This window comes from Fulvivirga imtechensis AK7 (assembly GCF_000331535.1).
Classification (GTDB): domain Bacteria; phylum Bacteroidota; class Bacteroidia; order Cytophagales; family Cyclobacteriaceae; genus Fulvivirga; species Fulvivirga imtechensis.
In genome coordinates this window covers 56,601-72,151 of the sequence record NZ_AMZN01000014.1, presented here as the reverse complement: position 1 = coordinate 72,151, position 15,551 = coordinate 56,601, and the positions used below count along the sequence as shown (strand labels likewise).

Here is a 15,551-nt window from a genome sequence, read left to right as displayed (position 1 = left end):
ATTTTTTGCTTATACAAATATATACAAATGCAACAACGATGCAAATGCAATTATGTTTAATTTACATTAAAATTTGTAACGAGCGGAAAATTTGAAGTTGATTCCCGGTTCATCAGCAAAGTACCGGAGCAAATTGGTGTATTCCCTGTAGCTGGCATTAAGTATATTATTGACCTGGATGCCCAACACCAGTTGACGGATGGTAATGTCCAGGTGTGTATTGAGTAGCAGGTATCCATTGGGGGCATCCAGAAAATCAAAGCTGGAGTCATCCGCTTCAAAAAGATTGATGTTGCTGGCATCAGCATAGATAATCTCTTGTATTGATATGGTTCTTGGGGCATTATACTGCCTAAAAACGTACCGGGTTTCTATACTTCCGTCAAACTCTAATCCAAATATTTTCTTTTGGTGGGAGATCTCATAACTAAGCCTGTTAGACGGTATGCCAACAAAATAATCGTCATTTTCAATATCCCTGGCGTTTAAGTATGAGCCTGTTATTCGGGATTTCCACCTGTTGGGATGTTGCATGATAACACTGGCATCTAACCCATAGAAGAAGGCATCCGTTTGCAGATAAACATAGTAGGGAAATGGCCCACGTACTGTTGAGGTCACACCCCCAGGCTTTGTGAAAATATAATTTTTTAGGTAATTAGCGTATACCGATGCCTCCAGGCTGCTCTTTCCCATGGAGCGATTAACTGTAGTTATCCATTTAAATCCCAATTCATTATCAACCGGCTTTGTATCTTGACTATAAACAACATCGGAGCTTACCGGACGACCCAATTCATCTATTTCTGATCTCCAAAGACCGTACTCGATGGTGTATTCATGTTTGCCGAAACTATACAGCTCAGCGATATTTGGAGGCCTCCATGCCGAACCAATATTCATCTGGAGATTTGTATGACGTCCCCACGGGGTACTGATACCCACCAGACCTGTCAGGCTGTGGTAGCTGAAATTATTACTGTAAATATCATTATTGGTATTCCTGCCTCTCGCAGAAGTACTTTGGTAGTCATATCTTAAACCTGCCTCAAAATGGAGCGCTCTGAAATACTTCGATTCTACTACATAGACTCCAACCCTGCTATTGTTATAGTTAGGAACAAAAGGAATGGTATTGGTTCCGGGAATGTTATTGTTATCCTGGTACAGCATCTGCCCTCCTATTTTTCCCGACCAGTCTCCTAACTCAGGATGAAGCCAGTCAATATCTAGAGAGTGTGTCATCAATTCGAGGTCAATAGACGGACGTTCGTTGTTAGCCCCTCTTCTTACATCAAATTCCTGACGTTTATTGACCTGGAAACCATATTGAAAGTTTATTTTGCTCGTGGGCAGAATGTACGATCCTTCAGCCTTAATCAGATCGTGGCTAACCTCCTGGTAGGGCGTATTAATATCGTAGCTAAAAGAGCGGGTGTAAAACGGCTCATCAGCATCCACGGCCAACTGCAGATCATTCAAATTACCTACTACCGAACCCCGCAAAATGCCAAGCCGCTGCCGTACATGGCTGTAGTAAATATTGATATCAAGATTTCTTTTATGGTAGTGTCCGCCTAACATATAGCTTAACTCCCTTGCTCCGGTATTTGTAAGTAGATAATCCGGAGCTGACAGGTCGCCCTGGTAAAGTCCTGATACCTGAGCCATCCAGGCGAAGTTTTTATATCCCTCCTGCAACAACAGATCGGCATTTAGCGAGCGGCCATTGCTGGCTGACGTTATACCTGCTTCACCATGCAAGTGACCCGTAGATAATTCCATTTTTGGAGGATTAATAATGATCACCCCACCCATCGCATCTGGTCCGTATTTCACTGCCGCAGCTCCTTTGACCAAACTGATGTTATCCGCCATAGCCGGATCTATTTCGGGAGCATGCTCCTGTCCCCAGCTCTGACTTTCATGCCTTATTCCATTGTTAATGATCAATACCCTATTGCTATGCAATCCGTGGATTACCGGCTTTACTATATTTTGTCCGGTTTTTAAGGTAGAAACACCGGTAATATTTGCCAAGGCTTCTCCAAGCTTTTCAGTTTTCAACCGATCAAGGTCTTTCCCGGAAAGTTTAGATATCGACAATGATTCCAACCCTGTCTCCATCGCTTCGCCTTCAACAATAATACTTTCAAGGATCATCTCGTTGGTGGCCATTTTTACTTCCAGATTGGGGTGGTAGATATCGTGGTGGTGGATTACACTTTTATATCCAACATGAGAAATTGTAATGTCATATTCGGCATGACATAATCCATCGATAAGAAATCTCCCATTTTGATCTGTCAGGCCTCCTTTTTGATTGCCGTTGCTGACCTGTATTGTAGCATATGGAATGGGCTCTCCGGTGGATACATCCACTACCAGGCCCGATATGGAGCAGCTACAGTCTTTTTCGCATTCGTGCTGAGCTTGCAACTGGCCGGTCAACAATAATCCAATGGACAGAGTAGCCAGGAAAAGGTTAGTCGAAAAGTTAACTTGGGGTATCATTGCAACAAAGTTGCAAATACGAATTTAAAAATTCTCAAGAAGTGAAGATTTTTTATTGGTCGATGACGTCTGAAAATTTATACCGCTGAATAATGTAGTGCAAAAAATTAAAGGAAAGTATTGAGTCAGGATCTTCCTCTTTGTTTGTAGTATCTATGGCAGGATTGGAAGCAGGTTCTTTTGTAACAGGCTTTTTTGCCTCTGTTTTTGTGGTAGTTGTCGATTCTTTTTGTTGGGAAGGGACTTCATTTTGCCCGGCTGATTTTTTCACGGTGTTGTTGCCGGAGCCACCTGTATTGGGCTTATAAACACGCTCGGAGCCGGGAGTAGCCAGTGTTTCTATTTTTTCTTGCTGACCGTCATCGTCAAACATAAAGCCTCCCTCCTGCGCTGATAGTGGATTGCTATAACAGACGCCAGCGATAGATGCTATAACGAAATATTTTAGTGCCCGTACTTTCATGGCTTAAGGTGTCCTAATATACGCAAATATTTTTAAAAGGTTACAACGTTTGAAATTTGTCTCAGGGTGTTATCCTATATTTGTCTCATGCAGACGATCAACTGGAATGATTTTGAAAAAGTTGACCTCCGGGTTGGAACAATTACCCATGTGGAGGAGTTCCCGGAAGCACGTAAACCTGCCTATAAAGTATGGGTAGATCTGGGGGCCGAACTCGGAATTCGTAAATCCAGCGCTCAGATTACGCATCATTATACCAAAGAGGGTCTGCTTGACAGACAGGTGATCTGTGTGGTGAACTTTCCTAAAAAGCAGATCGGACCGTTTTTGTCAGAAGTGTTGATCACTGGTTTTTCGGATGAAAATGGGGATATCATACTGGCCGTACCGGAGAAACGGATACCTAATGGTGCTAAATTGCATTAATAACTATGGCAAAATCGCTGTATATAAGAAGCCTTAAACCGGTCGATCTTACTGAAATGTATATTGCCTTTCTGGATGCATTTTCAGATTATGCTATACCCTTCAGGCTTACCAAGGAGCAGTTTGTGCGCAAATTTGTCGAAAAGTTAAGGATCAACTTTACATTGTCTGCCGGAGCCTTTGCCTATGATGATACTCTTGCCGGCTTTATTTTTACCACGATCAACTATTATGATAATAAGCTTACCGCCTATAATGGAGGAACAGGCGTGCGTCCTGCTTATCGGGGCCATAAAGCAACTGCGCAAATGTATGATTTCCTAATACCTATGTTTAAGGAAAGAAAGATCAAACAGTGTGTATTGGAAGTGCTAACGCATAATAAACGAGCGATAAATTCCTACAGCGCCATCGGTTTTCAAAAAACTAAGTATTATCGCTGCTTTAAGCTGGAAAACAAACATTTTAAAGTGCGCCCTCCTGTCATACCTTTGGAGATATTTAGTGTTAAACTGCCCAACTGGGATGTGTACGAATCTTTTGCTGAGCAGAAACCATCCTTTCTTGATTCGTCATTGATGATCAATGATAACCTTGCCAATGAAACGATCATAGAGGCCCATCACAATGGAAGATGTATTGGATATGCTATATATCAGCCGGCCTTCGGACGGATCAGCCAGGTGGGTGTGTCGCCGGAGATGCGTGGCAAAGGGGTGGGCGCTAATATCATTCAGTACATATTCGCCACTTGCCAGCAAAAGCATCTGACGGTTATCAATGTAGAGAAGAATGCATCTGTCACACAAGATTTCTTTTTGAATCTGGGCTTTCTCAATCAAATAGATCAGTATGAAATGATCCTTCCGCTGGAATAATAGCTTATCAAATTCTTTCTTTAATTTAAAGGCATTATAATTTTAGCTTATGGTCCACTTTAAAGACCTCCCCGGTATTACAGGGGGTGAAATTCTGTCGTTAAACGAGAATAGCGAAATTAAATACCTGATTACTGATAGCAGAAAGTCCTTTTTTGCCGCAGGAGGTGTTTTTTTTGCCATAAAGGGAGAAAGACATGATGGTCATCAATATATTTTATCTCTCTATGACCAGGGGGTGCGGCAATTTGTGGTAGAACAGGATATATCGCTGGAGAAATTTAAAGACGCTAATTTTATGAAGGTCCCGAGCAGCCTGGCGGCACTGCAGGCACTGGCACGCTTCCACAGAGGTCAGTTTGGCTTAATTGTGGTAGGAATCACCGGGAGTAATGGTAAAACCATCATAAAAGAGTGGCTTTCTCAGCTTATTGCTCCTTTTAAAAGAACGATTAAAAATCCGCATAGCTACAATTCGCAGATAGGTGTGCCATTGTCTGTTTGGCATATTGAAAGCAGGCATGAGGTAGGAATTTTTGAAGCGGGCATTTCCAGGCCCGGAGAGATGGAGCGGCTGGAAGCCATAATTAAACCATCAATAGGCATATTTTCCAACATCGGATCGGCCCACGATTCGGGCTTTTCGTCTATAACAGAAAAAGTGAAAGAAAAAGCGCTGCTGTTTAAGAATACACCGATAGTTATTTATTGCAAAGACTACCTGGAGATAGATCGTGTGCTCTATGAAAAAGGCTTTACCTGGGGACATCACCCCGGTAGTAATATTAGAATAGAGAACCTTCAGATCAGGGAATTAGATACCAACGTGCTACTGAAATACGAAGGAAAGACCCTGAAGTACACGCTCCCTTTTGTAGATCAGGCCTCTATAGAAAACAGCCTGCACTGCATAGCATTTATGGTATATCTTGGTTATGATGTCGATCGTATCCAGGAAGGATTGAACCAGCTTTTGCAGGTGCGTATGAGGCTTGAGCTTAAGCGGGCCATCAATAATTGCTACCTGGTGGATGATGCTTACAACAATGATCTGGGTGGACTACAGGTAGCATTGGAATTTTTATCGCACCAAAAACAACAGGTCGGCAGGTCAATTATATTATCTGACATTTTGCAATCCGGTCTTCCTGAGGAAGCACTTTATCAAAATGTGAGTGACCTGCTGACTGCAGCCGACATTCAAAAATTGATAGCCATTGGACCCTCACTTTCTCGATACAAGCACTTGTTCCACATGGAGGCTCGTTTTTATGAAACGACAGAAGAATTTCTAAAAAAACATGATCTGAACTCCTTCCACCGCGAGATTATTCTGGTAAAAGGAGCCCGAATATTTGCGTTTGAGCATATTGTAAATGCTCTGGAGGAAAAGATACACGGGACACAACTGGAAATTAACCTGGATGCCCTGACCAGCAACTTGAATTTTTACCGGTCTAAACTTAAGCCGGATACCAGGCTGATGGTAATGGTAAAAGCATTTGCCTATGGCAGTGGTAGTCTTGAAGTGGCCAACCTGCTTCAGTTTCATCGTGTGGACTACCTGGGTGTTGCCTATGCAGATGAAGGCGTCATACTTAGGACCAATGGTATCCACCTTCCTATAATGGTCATGAATCCCAGTGAAGACAGCTTTGATAAGCTACTGCAGTACAAGCTGGAGCCGGAGGTCTATAACTTCAATATACTCAATAAACTGATCCGTTTTTTGAACGGTCGAGCAGTGGCCGTGCATATTAAACTGGATACAGGTATGCATAGACTTGGTTTTGAAGAAGGGGATATCGAACAGTTGGTAGACATATTGCAACAGAACAAAAATATTGATGTCAGGAGTATATTTAGTCATTTGGCTGGTTCTGACGAAGCTACTCATAACGAATTTTCCGAAAGACAGGCTCAGAAGTTTGACGCCATGTCAACGCAGGTTATTAACGGTGCGGCCATTGATCCCCTTCGTCATCTGCTCAACTCACCCGGCATCATTCGCTTCCCTGCATATCATTACGATATGGTCCGTTTGGGGATAGGTCTATATGGTCTTGAAGCCACCAACCAGCAGCAGGATCAATTACAGTCTATCAGTAGGTTAAAAACGATCATTTCGCAGGTAAAAGAGGTAAAAAAGGGAGAAACAATTGGCTATGGAAGAAGAGGTGTAGCCGAAAATGATATGAAACTCGCCACCATTGCCATTGGATATGCAGATGGTTTTAGCAGAGCCTTCAGCAATGGAGTGGGTGAAGTATGGCTAAAAGGAAGACGAGCGCCAGTGATAGGCAATATATGTATGGATATGACCATGATCGATATTACCGGTATCGATGCCCGGGAAGGAGATGAAGTGGAAATTTTTGGAGAGCATTTGACGATTATGGAAGTGGCCAGGAAGATAAATACTATCCCTTATGAGATACTGACTAACGTTAGTCAAAGGGTGAAGAGAGTTTATTTCACAGGGTAAAATTTAGGCTAGTTAACCTTCCGTTTATCACTATTAAATAATTCATACACCTCTATGTCAAATATACTTGTTGATATGATTTCATCTGTGTTAATTACTATCTGAAAATTCATGTCATTTAGGCTTTGATATTTTCCAGATTTGATGAATTCCGCATACAAGTCAAGATACTGGGGGGTAAAAGTTAATTCTTTGGTTTCAGAACTTCTATATCCACTAAACGCAGGAAGAAGTGTGATATAAGTTGATTTTGAAGGCTTCTGCAACGTAGTAACCCAACCGACATAGCTTTTCCAGACTTAAGGGATATATTTAGAAGTATACCATGTTCCCAGGACGCTTTAGTAAGAAGCTCAAGTTCATTACCAAAATTGTCGATGGCATTAATGATCGATTTCGCTTCATTTTTAAAAACGTTACTAAGTACAGCCAGTATTATGCCTAAAATAATGCCAGAAAAGTAGTACCAAGATAAGGTAGATCCAGGGGAAATATAGATTTGGCCTTAAAACTTACGCTGGGAAAATAATGTGTAGCTGTACCTGTAACTGTTGTTGCAGCGATTAGTAAAAAGACTCCCGGCGATTATAGAATTGAATAGTAGCTTTTGCCTGTCTATTCGTTGGTGATGATACTTTGTTACTTTGTGAAACGAGAAAGTATCAAAAAACAATAGCCCCACCTATTAACGGAAATATTAACAGATTAAATGGCATGCACTGGGCTGCGGCTGACCCTCCTTTAAGCTTTTTAATTGATTTGTAAATCGAAGAGTTTCTTAGCCTTTTTACCATAGCCTTACCATCATCGTTGTTAAAAATTTCTGATGGTTTAATGTACAATTTACCATTAGACTTACTATGTATCTTAAACTGCTTCATATTACAATATAAGGAATTTATTTAACTTAAAAACAAATTCAATTGTCAAGGAAGTTTAACTGAAATACAAAGTTTTTTTAAACAATTTAATTAGTGTCTATAAGAAAACCCTAAGTGGCTTTCAGAAAACGTTCCCGCCAAAGGGCGGGACGAAGTCCCAAAAAGCGGAGCGTACTGAGGTACGTGAGTATTATTGGGGCGAGCGTAACACAGACATTGACGTTTTCTTAGAGACACTAGTTAAAACTTCACTTCAGGTGCCTTCTCGGATCCTTCTTCTGCTTCAAAATAGCCTTTTCTTTCGAAGCCAAAGATTCCGGCCAGAATATTTCCGGGCACCCTGCGTATGGAGGTGTTGTACTCCCTGACTACTTCATTAAATCTTCTTCTCTCAACAGCAATTCTATTTTCGGTTCCTTCCAGTTGGGCCTGTAGCTGACTGAAGTTTTCCGTTGCTTTTAGCTCGGGATAGCGCTCTACCACGACCATCAACCTTGCCAAGGCTGAGGACAAGCCATCCTGCGCTTGTTGGAACTGTTGGATCGCTTCAGGTGAAAGATTGGAAGGATCAACATTAATGGACGTGGCTTTTGCACGTGCTTCAATCACGTCTGTAAGTGTTCCTTTTTCAAAATCAGCCGCACCTTTTACAGTATTTACCAGGTTCGGGATAAGATCAGCTCTTCGCTGGTAAACATTTTCAACCTGTGCCCAGGCAGCCTCGGTATTTTCCTCTTTGTTAACCAGACCATTATATGCAGAGAATAGCCATATAATCACAACGGCTATTATTATCCATGGAATATATTTTTTCATATTGCTCATCTTCAGTATCAATGTTAAAAGTAAACTAAATCAAACTTATCAACAACTTTGTAAGTTTACAATTAAAAAGAATTTAATGAAGTATTTTGCTTTTCTTTTGATCCTGATGACCTCCTGCAAATTAGATCGTGACAAAACTGTCGACAGGGAGAAGTTTAGCTTCAAAACAGGAGATGACACTGAGCTTTTCTTTAAAAATGTACGCCAATCTTATTATGATCTGGAAGAAAACAAAGTAGCTAAGATGAATGTCTTTCGCTATGAGGACAGAATAAAAGAAGCCGGACACCCCCTGCTGAATCTTGCCATTGTCGTAAACTATACCCGCGATGAAGCCTATTTGCTGGTTGAGCCCAATGAAATGTTGCGCGACCAGGACAAAGTGAAAATATTTTGGAAAGCTGAACAAAATCAACAAGGTGAAATCATTTTGGAAAACTATAACCGGGAAGGAATGCTGGAGTTTGCCTCACAGGTCTACGAGGCGATGCTGAAAAGGGCCGGGTTCAAAGTTGAAATCCATGGAGCGAAAGTACCTGTTTTACAAGATCCCACCGAAAGGGAAGCTTTTCGTATCACAGTTGCGGATTACTATCGCCTTACGCGCATCTATTAAGATGTCATTCGCCAAAAGCAGTAATCACCAGTTCACGCTTGCCACCTGAATTGCGATGCTCACATAAATATATCCCCTGCCAGGTGCCGACATTGAGGCGTCCTTCGGTAATGGGTATATTTACTGAGCTCCCAAGCAGAGCAGCCTTCAAATGGGCGGGCATATCATCCGGTCCCTCAAGGGTGTGTTTGTAGTAAGGGGCATTTTCAGGCACCATCTTATTGAAGTGACTTTCAAAATCCGCCCGTACCGTCGGGTCGGCATTCTCGTTGATGGTGAGTCCAGCCGATGTGTGCTTAATGAAAACCTGAAGCATTCCCGCATTAATGCGTCTGATTTCCGGTATTGATTCTTCAATGATACCTGTGATCAGATGAAAGCCCCGTGGACGGGCAGTAAGCGTAATTTCCTTTTGGAAGAATTTCATACCCCTTAATTTTCAATTCTTTCAAATGCACCTATATCTGGCTGAGCATCCCTGGGGCTACCGTTATGGTCAGTGGCAACACCTATGTCGATCCCAGCGTCTTTGGCCGGAGATAAGGTATCCAGTATGTATTGATACTCTCTGGAATCAAAAAATTTAGGATCCTTATTAAGGATATTATTGTTCATATCAAATTCCGCATTCGTTGACTTGAGTAAATTATTGGTCATGTTTAACGTAAATGCCGCCTCACCTCCATTGCTTAACAAAATTTCATCCCTGAGGTTTCCCCAAATAATTGTATTTACCAAGTCTACACGTATATCACTAACCAACAAAGCATCGTTATTGATTACCAGATTGTCAGAAAAAACCGCGGCAGGATCTTCACGAAAAAAGTCATAGGAAAAATTGGCAAAAGTGCAGTGTTCATAGCGATAATTGCCACCCGCATAGTTTCCCACCGTGTTAATGGCGCAATTGTTAATCAGTGTGTTGTATGCATAGAGATCTGACGTAATGGCCAGCAGGCCATAGCCGGGTAAAACCAACCCTCCGTTAACGGCAATTTTGTCGTTACCCCCAATATTCTCTATTGTGGAGTTGCCTATGATAAGGTCAGGATCAGTATCATCATCCGGCGTTCCCAGGTAGATGCCTACCTCCGCATTTCGAATATCTGCATATTCGATAAGATTGGCTTTACTTCCCGGCAAGAATATAATCCCTCCCCATTGACCGGGAGCATTTTTAAGGTCCAGCCTGTCGTTGCTGAACAGTACGCGGTTATTCGCTTCTCCCTGCACATCTATTGTTCCTTTTACAAATACGTAAGAGCCGAGGTGAGAGTATATTTTTGCACCTGGCTCTATTGTAAGCGAGCATAAAGTATCTACGAGTACGGAGTTAAAAATGACATAAGGTTTGTCATTGGTCCAGGTGGTATTACAGGCAAGCACTGAATCCTTCAGAAAATGAGCATCCTGCCCCCAGGCCACCAGTTTAACATCCTGCTTGTTACCATTGGTCAGGAATGTGATCTCATCTGTAACAATGAAAGGCTGGTTTGTATCCTTGGGATTAATGGCTACCTGTACCAATATCAAGAGGCTATCCTTTCCAAGCAGCCTGACAGATTCGAACTCACCGGATGTTTTACCATTAACATAAATGGTATATGGAGAAGTAGGTTTACGCAGCGATATATGCTCTATTTTCAGGGCATTCTTGCTATCGTTGTACACTTTCAGCCTTCTGGTGATGTTTTTTATATCTTGATTTACTGTAGTAAACACTGTATCGAAGTACACGGTATCCGTTGAAAACCGTAAAAAAGCACTGCTGTCGTATGTCAGTTTTTCCTCCTCGGGCGTACAGGCCCAAAATGCGGCTAAGAGTAATATGACAGCAGACAAGTGTTTCACGTAGAAAATTTTAACACTATTTGGATGTAGAAATTTTATTCTCCGGCACGTTCCTTCATTTTTTCCGCGCTTTCAGCCAGGTGGAGTTGCTCGATGAACTCATCAATTTCACCATCCATTACAGCGGGCAGGTTATGCTGACTATAGTTAATCCGGTGGTCCGTAACACGACTTTGGGGATAGTTGTAGGTCCTGATCTTGTCAGATCGGTCACCGCTGCCTACCATAGACTTTCTTTGAGCGCCTACAGCTTCGTTATGCTTTGCCAGCTCTCTTTCATACAGCCTTGAACGTAGTACGTTCAAGGCTTTCTCAAAGTTCTTGATCTGGGATTTTTGGTCCTGACACGATACCACTATGCCCGATGGAATGTGTGTAAGCCTCACCGCTGAGTAGGTAGTGTTCACCGACTGACCTCCTGGACCAGATGAGCAGAATGTATCTTTTCTGACATCATTCATATCAACATCCACTTCCACCTCATCCATTTCGGGCAGCACAGCTACAGTGGCTGCGGAGGTATGTACCCTCCCCTGGGTTTCTGTTTGCGGCACTCGCTGTACCCTGTGAACGCCAGACTCAAATTTCAAGGTGCCATATGCGTTTTCTCCTGATACGGTACTTACAATTTCTTTATATCCACCACTGGTCCCTTCTGTGAGGTCAAGCACAGTAAGCTTAAGGCCTACGCGCTCACAAAACCTTTGGTACATCCTAAAAAGGTCTCCCGCAAAAATAGCTGCTTCATCACCACCTGTTCCGGCCCTGATCTCCAGGATAGCATCTTTATCATCATTAGGATCTTTTGGGATCAGCATCTTTTTTAACTGCTCTTCGAGCTCTTCTTTTTTTGGGTCCAGGTCGTCCAGCTCCATCTTGGCCATCTCTCTGAATTCCTCATCCTTTTCAGTTCTGATCACCTGTTTGGCATTGTCTATATTTGAAAGAACATCTTTATATTCATCGTATTTTGCCACTATCTTTTGAAGGTCTTTGTACTCCTTACTTAACTGAGAGTACTTTTTCATGTCAGCCATGGCGTCTGGCTGCACGATCAACTGTCCAACTTCCTCAAACCGATGTTTTATTTCCTCAAGTTTTTGAATCATACCTGTCAATATTATTCAACAAAATTAATAAATAGGGGCGATTAATTGTAGCTTTGTAAAATATTAATGAATGGCTCCAGAATGATGAGAATTGTAGTCTTTTGTCTGATTTTGTTGATAACCGGTTGTGGAGGCTCCCTGTCTGATGAACAACGCAAAGCCCTGAAAAAGGAGATGGAGAACAGGGAAATAAAAAAGGTATCGGAAGAGGAGCTCTTTGAAAAAGCATATCAGTTGGGGAGAGAATATGTAAAACAGTTGAGAAGCACCAACAGTGGCGCTGTTGCTAAAAAGAATAATGTCAGGGTTCGCTTTGCAGATAGCAATAATGCCGAACTGCCTGAAAAATACAAAGGCATTTGGGAAGCATACATCCATGCACCGGCAGGTACGCAGTTGGAAGATAACGTTCAACAAAACGGGGATACGTTGATCTATTCCGTTCCTGTGATAGAAGAAGAGCAGTTGAAAGGCGTGTGGCTTATCGATATTCCAAAGAAAAATGTGGTCCTGGCGCTATAGCAGTTCTGAGTCCTGAGGTCTCAGTTTGACAGTTAGCTTCGGACTTCACTCATTCGATGAGACTTGCAATTGTGAGGACTTTCATCCGATGAAAGTGGAGCCACCCCACCGATTAGCGAGCACCAAAAAACCTTTTACGCACTGCTGCCGGTTGCCAACTTTTCATTCCGGTTCCTTCATTCTCCGCTTTCGCTGATTCCTACTTCGGACTTCCGACTTCTCTACCTCTCACTCACATTCTCTTCGTGTTCGCATTCACCTTTTGTCCATGAGATGACCCCCGCTTTTTTTGCTTCGCATTCGTTGCCGTAGGTTTTATTGTCGCAGCCGCAGACAGGGTCATATTGCATGGTGCAAACAGCCTCAGGGTCAATTTTGGATATATCGATACACTCCTCAGCCTTTTTGCTGCCAGCGCAACCAAAAGCGATAAAAACGATAGCAATAATCAATAAATTCTTCATTGTACTAGCTCTTTATACCTGAAACAATCCACAGCGTGGTCATTTACAAGCCCGCAAGCTTGCATATGGGCATAAATGACTGTACTTCCTACGAATTTGAACCCCCTCTTCTGAAGGTCTTTGCTCAGCTCATCGGACTCTTTTGTGGTAGCCGGTACCTCTGACATATTTTTTCTTTGATTAACGATGGGAGAACCACCAACAAACTGCCAGATATAATTATCGAAGCTGCCAAACTCCTGCTGAACTTCCAGGAAGCGCTGTGCATTATTAACAGCTCCGCGCACCTTTAGTTTATTTCTTATTATTCCAGGAAAATTAAGCAGTTCCTGGATCTTATCTTCATTATATGCAGCCACTTTTAGCGGATCAAAGTCGGCAAAAGCCTGTCTGTAGCCTTCCCGTTTTTTCAAAACAGTTGCCCAGCTAAGGCCGGCCTGTGCTCCTTCCAGTATTAAAAATTCAAAATGTACACGATCATCATGCACTGGCACGCCCCATTCTTCATCGTGATATTTTACATATTCATCAAATTGGCCATGAGCCCACCCGCAGCGTGTTTTCATAGGATTAGTAGTAATATTAGATTTGAGTATTGAGATTATTACGTTGAAACGGCCCGGTGGTTATAAGATTTTTAACTCTTTTAAAAAAATCACTAAATTCAATCTTATAATAATTCCTTCAAAAATATGAGACACACCATTATTATTATCGGATGCCTGCTGCTTGTGGGCACAACCCTGGCCCAAAATCCTGAGCAAAAGTTGAATAAATTAGGTATAGAACTGATAGAGCCTACCAAACCCATCGCCAACTATGTAAAAGCTGTGCGAACGGGCAACCTCGTATTTCTCTCCGGCCACGGTCCCTCAAAGGCAGATGGTACAAGTGTAAAAGGTAAAGTAGGAGCAGACCTGGGTCTGGAAGAGGGCAGGGAAGCAGCACGACTGGCCGCCATCTCTTTGCTTTCCACGCTCAGGGCAGAGATTGGTGACCTAAATAAAGTGGTGCGAATAGTAAAAGTGACTGGCATGGTCAATTGCACACCCGACTTTTATGATCAGCCCAAGGTGATCAATGGTTGTTCCGACCTGCTCGTAGAAGTATTTGGGGATAAAGGACGGCACGCCAGAGCTGCGGTTGGCATGGTATCGTTGCCTTCAAATATTACGGTGGAGATTGATATGGTGGTGGAGGTGGAGTAAAAGGGAAAAAGTTATATCGCAATACCCATAATTTATCCGGCAAACTATAATATTGCAGGCTAATGGGAGCTTTAATCATTTCAGGAATTGTTCTGACCACCTTATTGCTGAGCCTGATGCTTAGCAAAAAAAGTAAGCTTGAGGCAGATCGATTTCTGATCTTTTACCTTCTTTTTTCACTGACTTCTCAGGTTTATTTTTATTTAAACTCCCTCGACCTCTTTCGGCACTCGGTATGGCTATTGCTAACGAAAAGCACTTACTTACTCCATGCTCCCGTCTTTTTTTTGTACATCTATGCACTCACAAAAGGCAGACCATTGTCTCGCAAAAAAGTGCTATGGATATTCACCCCCTTTCTAGGGTATGTGCTAATGTTCCTGTACTATTATTTTATCGGCTTTGAGGGGCGTCATATTTCTGCTGAAACAGGATGGCTTTACATCGACCATGAGCTATCTATTCCCTGGGCTATTTTTGTGGTTTTATTTCTGCTCATCGAGCCGTTTTTCATGGTATGGTTTTACATTTTACTGCGTGATTATAGCAAAAGAACGCATGATAATGTTTCATCAGTTGAACACATTAACCTACGATGGCTTAATGTATTGTTTTACATTTGGGTGTTACCCGCGGCGGTGCTAATTCCTTTAAGCATACTCAGCATCGGGAGTGACCGGATGCCGGTGCAGCATCTTGAAACGGCCATTGCCCTCGCTAATTTGGCATTCATTTTTGTCATGGGCTACTTTGGCTTTAAACAGACCGCTGTCTTTTCCAACCTGGAATGGAAAACTCCCGATCATGTAAAAAAAACCGGTGCTTACGAGAGGTCCGGCCTTACTCCCGAACAGGCAGCAACTTATCATCAAAAACTACTGCAGTTGATGACTAAGAGCAAGCCGTACCTGAATGGAGAACTCAGCGCCCGCGATCTGGCCAGGGAACTGGACATATCGATTAATCACCTTTCCGAGATACTTAGCAAGAGACAAAATCAAAATTTCTTTGATTTTGTAAACAGCTATCGTGTAGCTGAAGTAAAACAAAAAATGCACGACCCTGCCTTCAGGCAGCTTACACTACTGGGCATCGCATTTGAATGCGGATTTAACTCCAAAACTTCTTTCAATACTATATTCAAGAAATTTACCGGTCAAACGCCCTCACAATATTATAAGTCGGTTAGTAGTTGACGTGAGTTCGACATAGTAGAACCGATTAAATTGTATTCGTATCCAAAACAAACCTAAAAAACCTCTTTTTAAGGAGGCACGAAGAATCTTACTAAGTTCAAGGATACCGTTAA

The 15,551-nt window shown here is 42.3% G+C and carries 16 protein-coding genes; 7 read left to right on the top strand and 9 right to left on the bottom strand.

Going from position 1 to position 15,551, the window contains the following annotated elements; all coding sequences use genetic code 11:
* Nucleotides 1–66 precede the first annotated feature (66 nt).
* Entirely contained in the window at nucleotides 67–2,514 is a 2,448-nt protein-coding gene (locus tag C900_RS04755) for a TonB-dependent receptor (protein ID WP_009578501.1), read from the bottom strand.
* A 52-nt stretch (nucleotides 2,515–2,566) separates the two neighbouring features.
* The gene (locus tag C900_RS04750; RefSeq protein WP_040495679.1) at nucleotides 2,567–2,977 is read right to left on the bottom strand and encodes a hypothetical protein; all 411 of its coding nucleotides are present in this window, start codon (nucleotides 2,975–2,977) and stop codon (nucleotides 2,567–2,569) included.
* Between the two features lie 87 nt (nucleotides 2,978–3,064).
* Here C900_RS04750 and C900_RS04745 point away from each other — a divergent pair, with 87 nt between their 5' ends.
* Genes C900_RS04745 through C900_RS04735 form a run of 3 tightly spaced genes read left to right on the top strand, consistent with a single transcriptional unit; the run spans nucleotide 3,065 to nucleotide 6,766 of the window.
* Nucleotides 3,065–3,403 carry a tRNA-binding protein gene (locus C900_RS04745; RefSeq protein WP_009578499.1) on the top strand — a complete coding sequence of 113 codons (339 nt, stop codon included), beginning with the start codon at nucleotides 3,065–3,067 and terminating at the stop codon, nucleotides 3,401–3,403.
* A 5-nt stretch (nucleotides 3,404–3,408) separates the two neighbouring features.
* Nucleotides 3,409–4,281: a GNAT family N-acetyltransferase gene (locus C900_RS04740; RefSeq protein WP_009578498.1), complete on the top strand. Its 873-nt coding sequence runs from the start codon at nucleotides 3,409–3,411 to the stop codon at nucleotides 4,279–4,281.
* A gap of 49 nt (nucleotides 4,282–4,330) precedes the next feature.
* On the top strand, nucleotides 4,331–6,766 hold the full coding sequence (locus C900_RS04735; protein WP_009578497.1) for a bifunctional UDP-N-acetylmuramoyl-tripeptide:D-alanyl-D-alanine ligase/alanine racemase: 2,436 nt from the start codon (nucleotides 4,331–4,333) through the stop codon (nucleotides 6,764–6,766).
* A 662-nt stretch (nucleotides 6,767–7,428) separates the two neighbouring features.
* Here C900_RS04735 and C900_RS30215 read toward each other — a convergent pair.
* A complete protein-coding gene (locus tag C900_RS30215; RefSeq protein ID WP_009578496.1) occupies nucleotides 7,429–7,647 on the bottom strand; it encodes a hypothetical protein in 219 nt (72 codons plus the stop codon).
* Nucleotides 7,648–7,887: 240 nt separating this feature from the next.
* The gene (locus C900_RS04720) at nucleotides 7,888–8,463 is read right to left on the bottom strand and encodes a LemA family protein (RefSeq protein WP_040495721.1); all 576 of its coding nucleotides are present in this window, start codon (nucleotides 8,461–8,463) and stop codon (nucleotides 7,888–7,890) included.
* An 85-nt stretch (nucleotides 8,464–8,548) separates the two neighbouring features.
* Between C900_RS04720 and C900_RS04715 the strand changes: the two genes are divergently transcribed.
* Complete coding sequence (locus tag C900_RS04715; protein ID WP_009578494.1) at nucleotides 8,549–9,088, top strand: hypothetical protein; 540 nt, start codon at nucleotides 8,549–8,551, stop codon at nucleotides 9,086–9,088.
* A 4-nt stretch (nucleotides 9,089–9,092) separates the two neighbouring features.
* Here C900_RS04715 and C900_RS04710 read toward each other — a convergent pair whose 3' ends face one another.
* Genes C900_RS04710 through prfA form a run of 3 tightly spaced genes read right to left on the bottom strand, consistent with a single transcriptional unit; the run spans nucleotide 9,093 to nucleotide 12,048 of the window.
* The gene (locus tag C900_RS04710) at nucleotides 9,093–9,515 is read right to left on the bottom strand and encodes a secondary thiamine-phosphate synthase enzyme YjbQ (protein ID WP_009578493.1); all 423 of its coding nucleotides are present in this window, start codon (nucleotides 9,513–9,515) and stop codon (nucleotides 9,093–9,095) included.
* Nucleotides 9,516–9,520: 5 nt separating this feature from the next.
* Complete coding sequence (locus C900_RS04705) at nucleotides 9,521–10,939, bottom strand: choice-of-anchor Q domain-containing protein (RefSeq protein WP_009578492.1); 1,419 nt, start codon at nucleotides 10,937–10,939, stop codon at nucleotides 9,521–9,523.
* Between the two features lie 35 nt (nucleotides 10,940–10,974).
* Entirely contained in the window at nucleotides 10,975–12,048 is a 1,074-nt protein-coding gene (gene prfA, locus C900_RS04700) for a peptide chain release factor 1 (protein ID WP_009578491.1), read from the bottom strand.
* An 81-nt stretch (nucleotides 12,049–12,129) separates the two neighbouring features.
* Here prfA and C900_RS04695 point away from each other — a divergent pair, with 81 nt between their 5' ends.
* Nucleotides 12,130–12,570 (top strand): hypothetical protein, encoded by a 441-nt coding sequence (locus C900_RS04695; RefSeq protein ID WP_157493895.1) that lies wholly within the window; start codon nucleotides 12,130–12,132, stop codon nucleotides 12,568–12,570.
* 221 nt (nucleotides 12,571–12,791) lie between these two features.
* Here C900_RS04695 and C900_RS04690 read toward each other — a convergent pair whose 3' ends face one another.
* Complete coding sequence (locus tag C900_RS04690) at nucleotides 12,792–13,034, bottom strand: Kazal-type serine protease inhibitor family protein (RefSeq protein ID WP_009578489.1); 243 nt, start codon at nucleotides 13,032–13,034, stop codon at nucleotides 12,792–12,794.
* The gene (locus C900_RS04685; RefSeq protein ID WP_009578488.1) at nucleotides 13,031–13,600 is read right to left on the bottom strand and encodes a DNA-3-methyladenine glycosylase I; all 570 of its coding nucleotides are present in this window, start codon (nucleotides 13,598–13,600) and stop codon (nucleotides 13,031–13,033) included. Before C900_RS04685 ends, C900_RS04690 begins: the two co-directional genes overlap by 4 nt.
* A 126-nt stretch (nucleotides 13,601–13,726) precedes the next feature.
* On the opposite strand from C900_RS04685, the gene C900_RS04680 reads away from it, so the two are divergent.
* Both C900_RS04680 and C900_RS04675 read left to right on the top strand, forming a co-directional pair.
* A complete protein-coding gene (locus C900_RS04680; RefSeq protein WP_009578487.1) occupies nucleotides 13,727–14,242 on the top strand; it encodes a RidA family protein in 516 nt (171 codons plus the stop codon).
* A 62-nt stretch (nucleotides 14,243–14,304) separates the two neighbouring features.
* Complete coding sequence (locus tag C900_RS04675; RefSeq protein ID WP_009578486.1) at nucleotides 14,305–15,438, top strand: helix-turn-helix domain-containing protein; 1,134 nt, start codon at nucleotides 14,305–14,307, stop codon at nucleotides 15,436–15,438.
* Nucleotides 15,439–15,551 lie beyond the last annotated feature (113 nt).

Coding starts and splice junctions, on each gene's coding strand:
- C900_RS04675 (WP_009578486.1), top strand. CDS start 14,305: ATGGGAGCTTTAATCATTTCAGGAATTGTTCTGACCACCTTATTGCTG.
- C900_RS04695 (WP_157493895.1), top strand. CDS start 12,130: ATGATGAGAATTGTAGTCTTTTGTCTGATTTTGTTGATAACCGGTTGT.
- C900_RS04750 (WP_040495679.1), bottom strand. CDS start 2,977: ATGAAAGTACGGGCACTAAAATATTTCGTTATAGCATCTATCGCTGGC.
- C900_RS04745 (WP_009578499.1), top strand. CDS start 3,065: ATGCAGACGATCAACTGGAATGATTTTGAAAAAGTTGACCTCCGGGTT.
- C900_RS04685 (WP_009578488.1), bottom strand. CDS start 13,600: ATGAAAACACGCTGCGGGTGGGCTCATGGCCAATTTGATGAATATGTA.
- C900_RS04735 (WP_009578497.1), top strand. CDS start 4,331: ATGGTCCACTTTAAAGACCTCCCCGGTATTACAGGGGGTGAAATTCTG.
- C900_RS04690 (WP_009578489.1), bottom strand. CDS start 13,034: ATGAAGAATTTATTGATTATTGCTATCGTTTTTATCGCTTTTGGTTGC.
- C900_RS04710 (WP_009578493.1), bottom strand. CDS start 9,515: ATGAAATTCTTCCAAAAGGAAATTACGCTTACTGCCCGTCCACGGGGC.
- C900_RS04680 (WP_009578487.1), top strand. CDS start 13,727: ATGAGACACACCATTATTATTATCGGATGCCTGCTGCTTGTGGGCACA.
- C900_RS30215 (WP_009578496.1), bottom strand. CDS start 7,647: ATGAAGCAGTTTAAGATACATAGTAAGTCTAATGGTAAATTGTACATT.
- prfA (WP_009578491.1), bottom strand. CDS start 12,048: ATGATTCAAAAACTTGAGGAAATAAAACATCGGTTTGAGGAAGTTGGA.
- C900_RS04755 (WP_009578501.1), bottom strand. CDS start 2,514: ATGATACCCCAAGTTAACTTTTCGACTAACCTTTTCCTGGCTACTCTG.
- C900_RS04715 (WP_009578494.1), top strand. CDS start 8,549: ATGAAGTATTTTGCTTTTCTTTTGATCCTGATGACCTCCTGCAAATTA.
- C900_RS04720 (WP_040495721.1), bottom strand. CDS start 8,463: ATGAAAAAATATATTCCATGGATAATAATAGCCGTTGTGATTATATGG.
- C900_RS04740 (WP_009578498.1), top strand. CDS start 3,409: ATGGCAAAATCGCTGTATATAAGAAGCCTTAAACCGGTCGATCTTACT.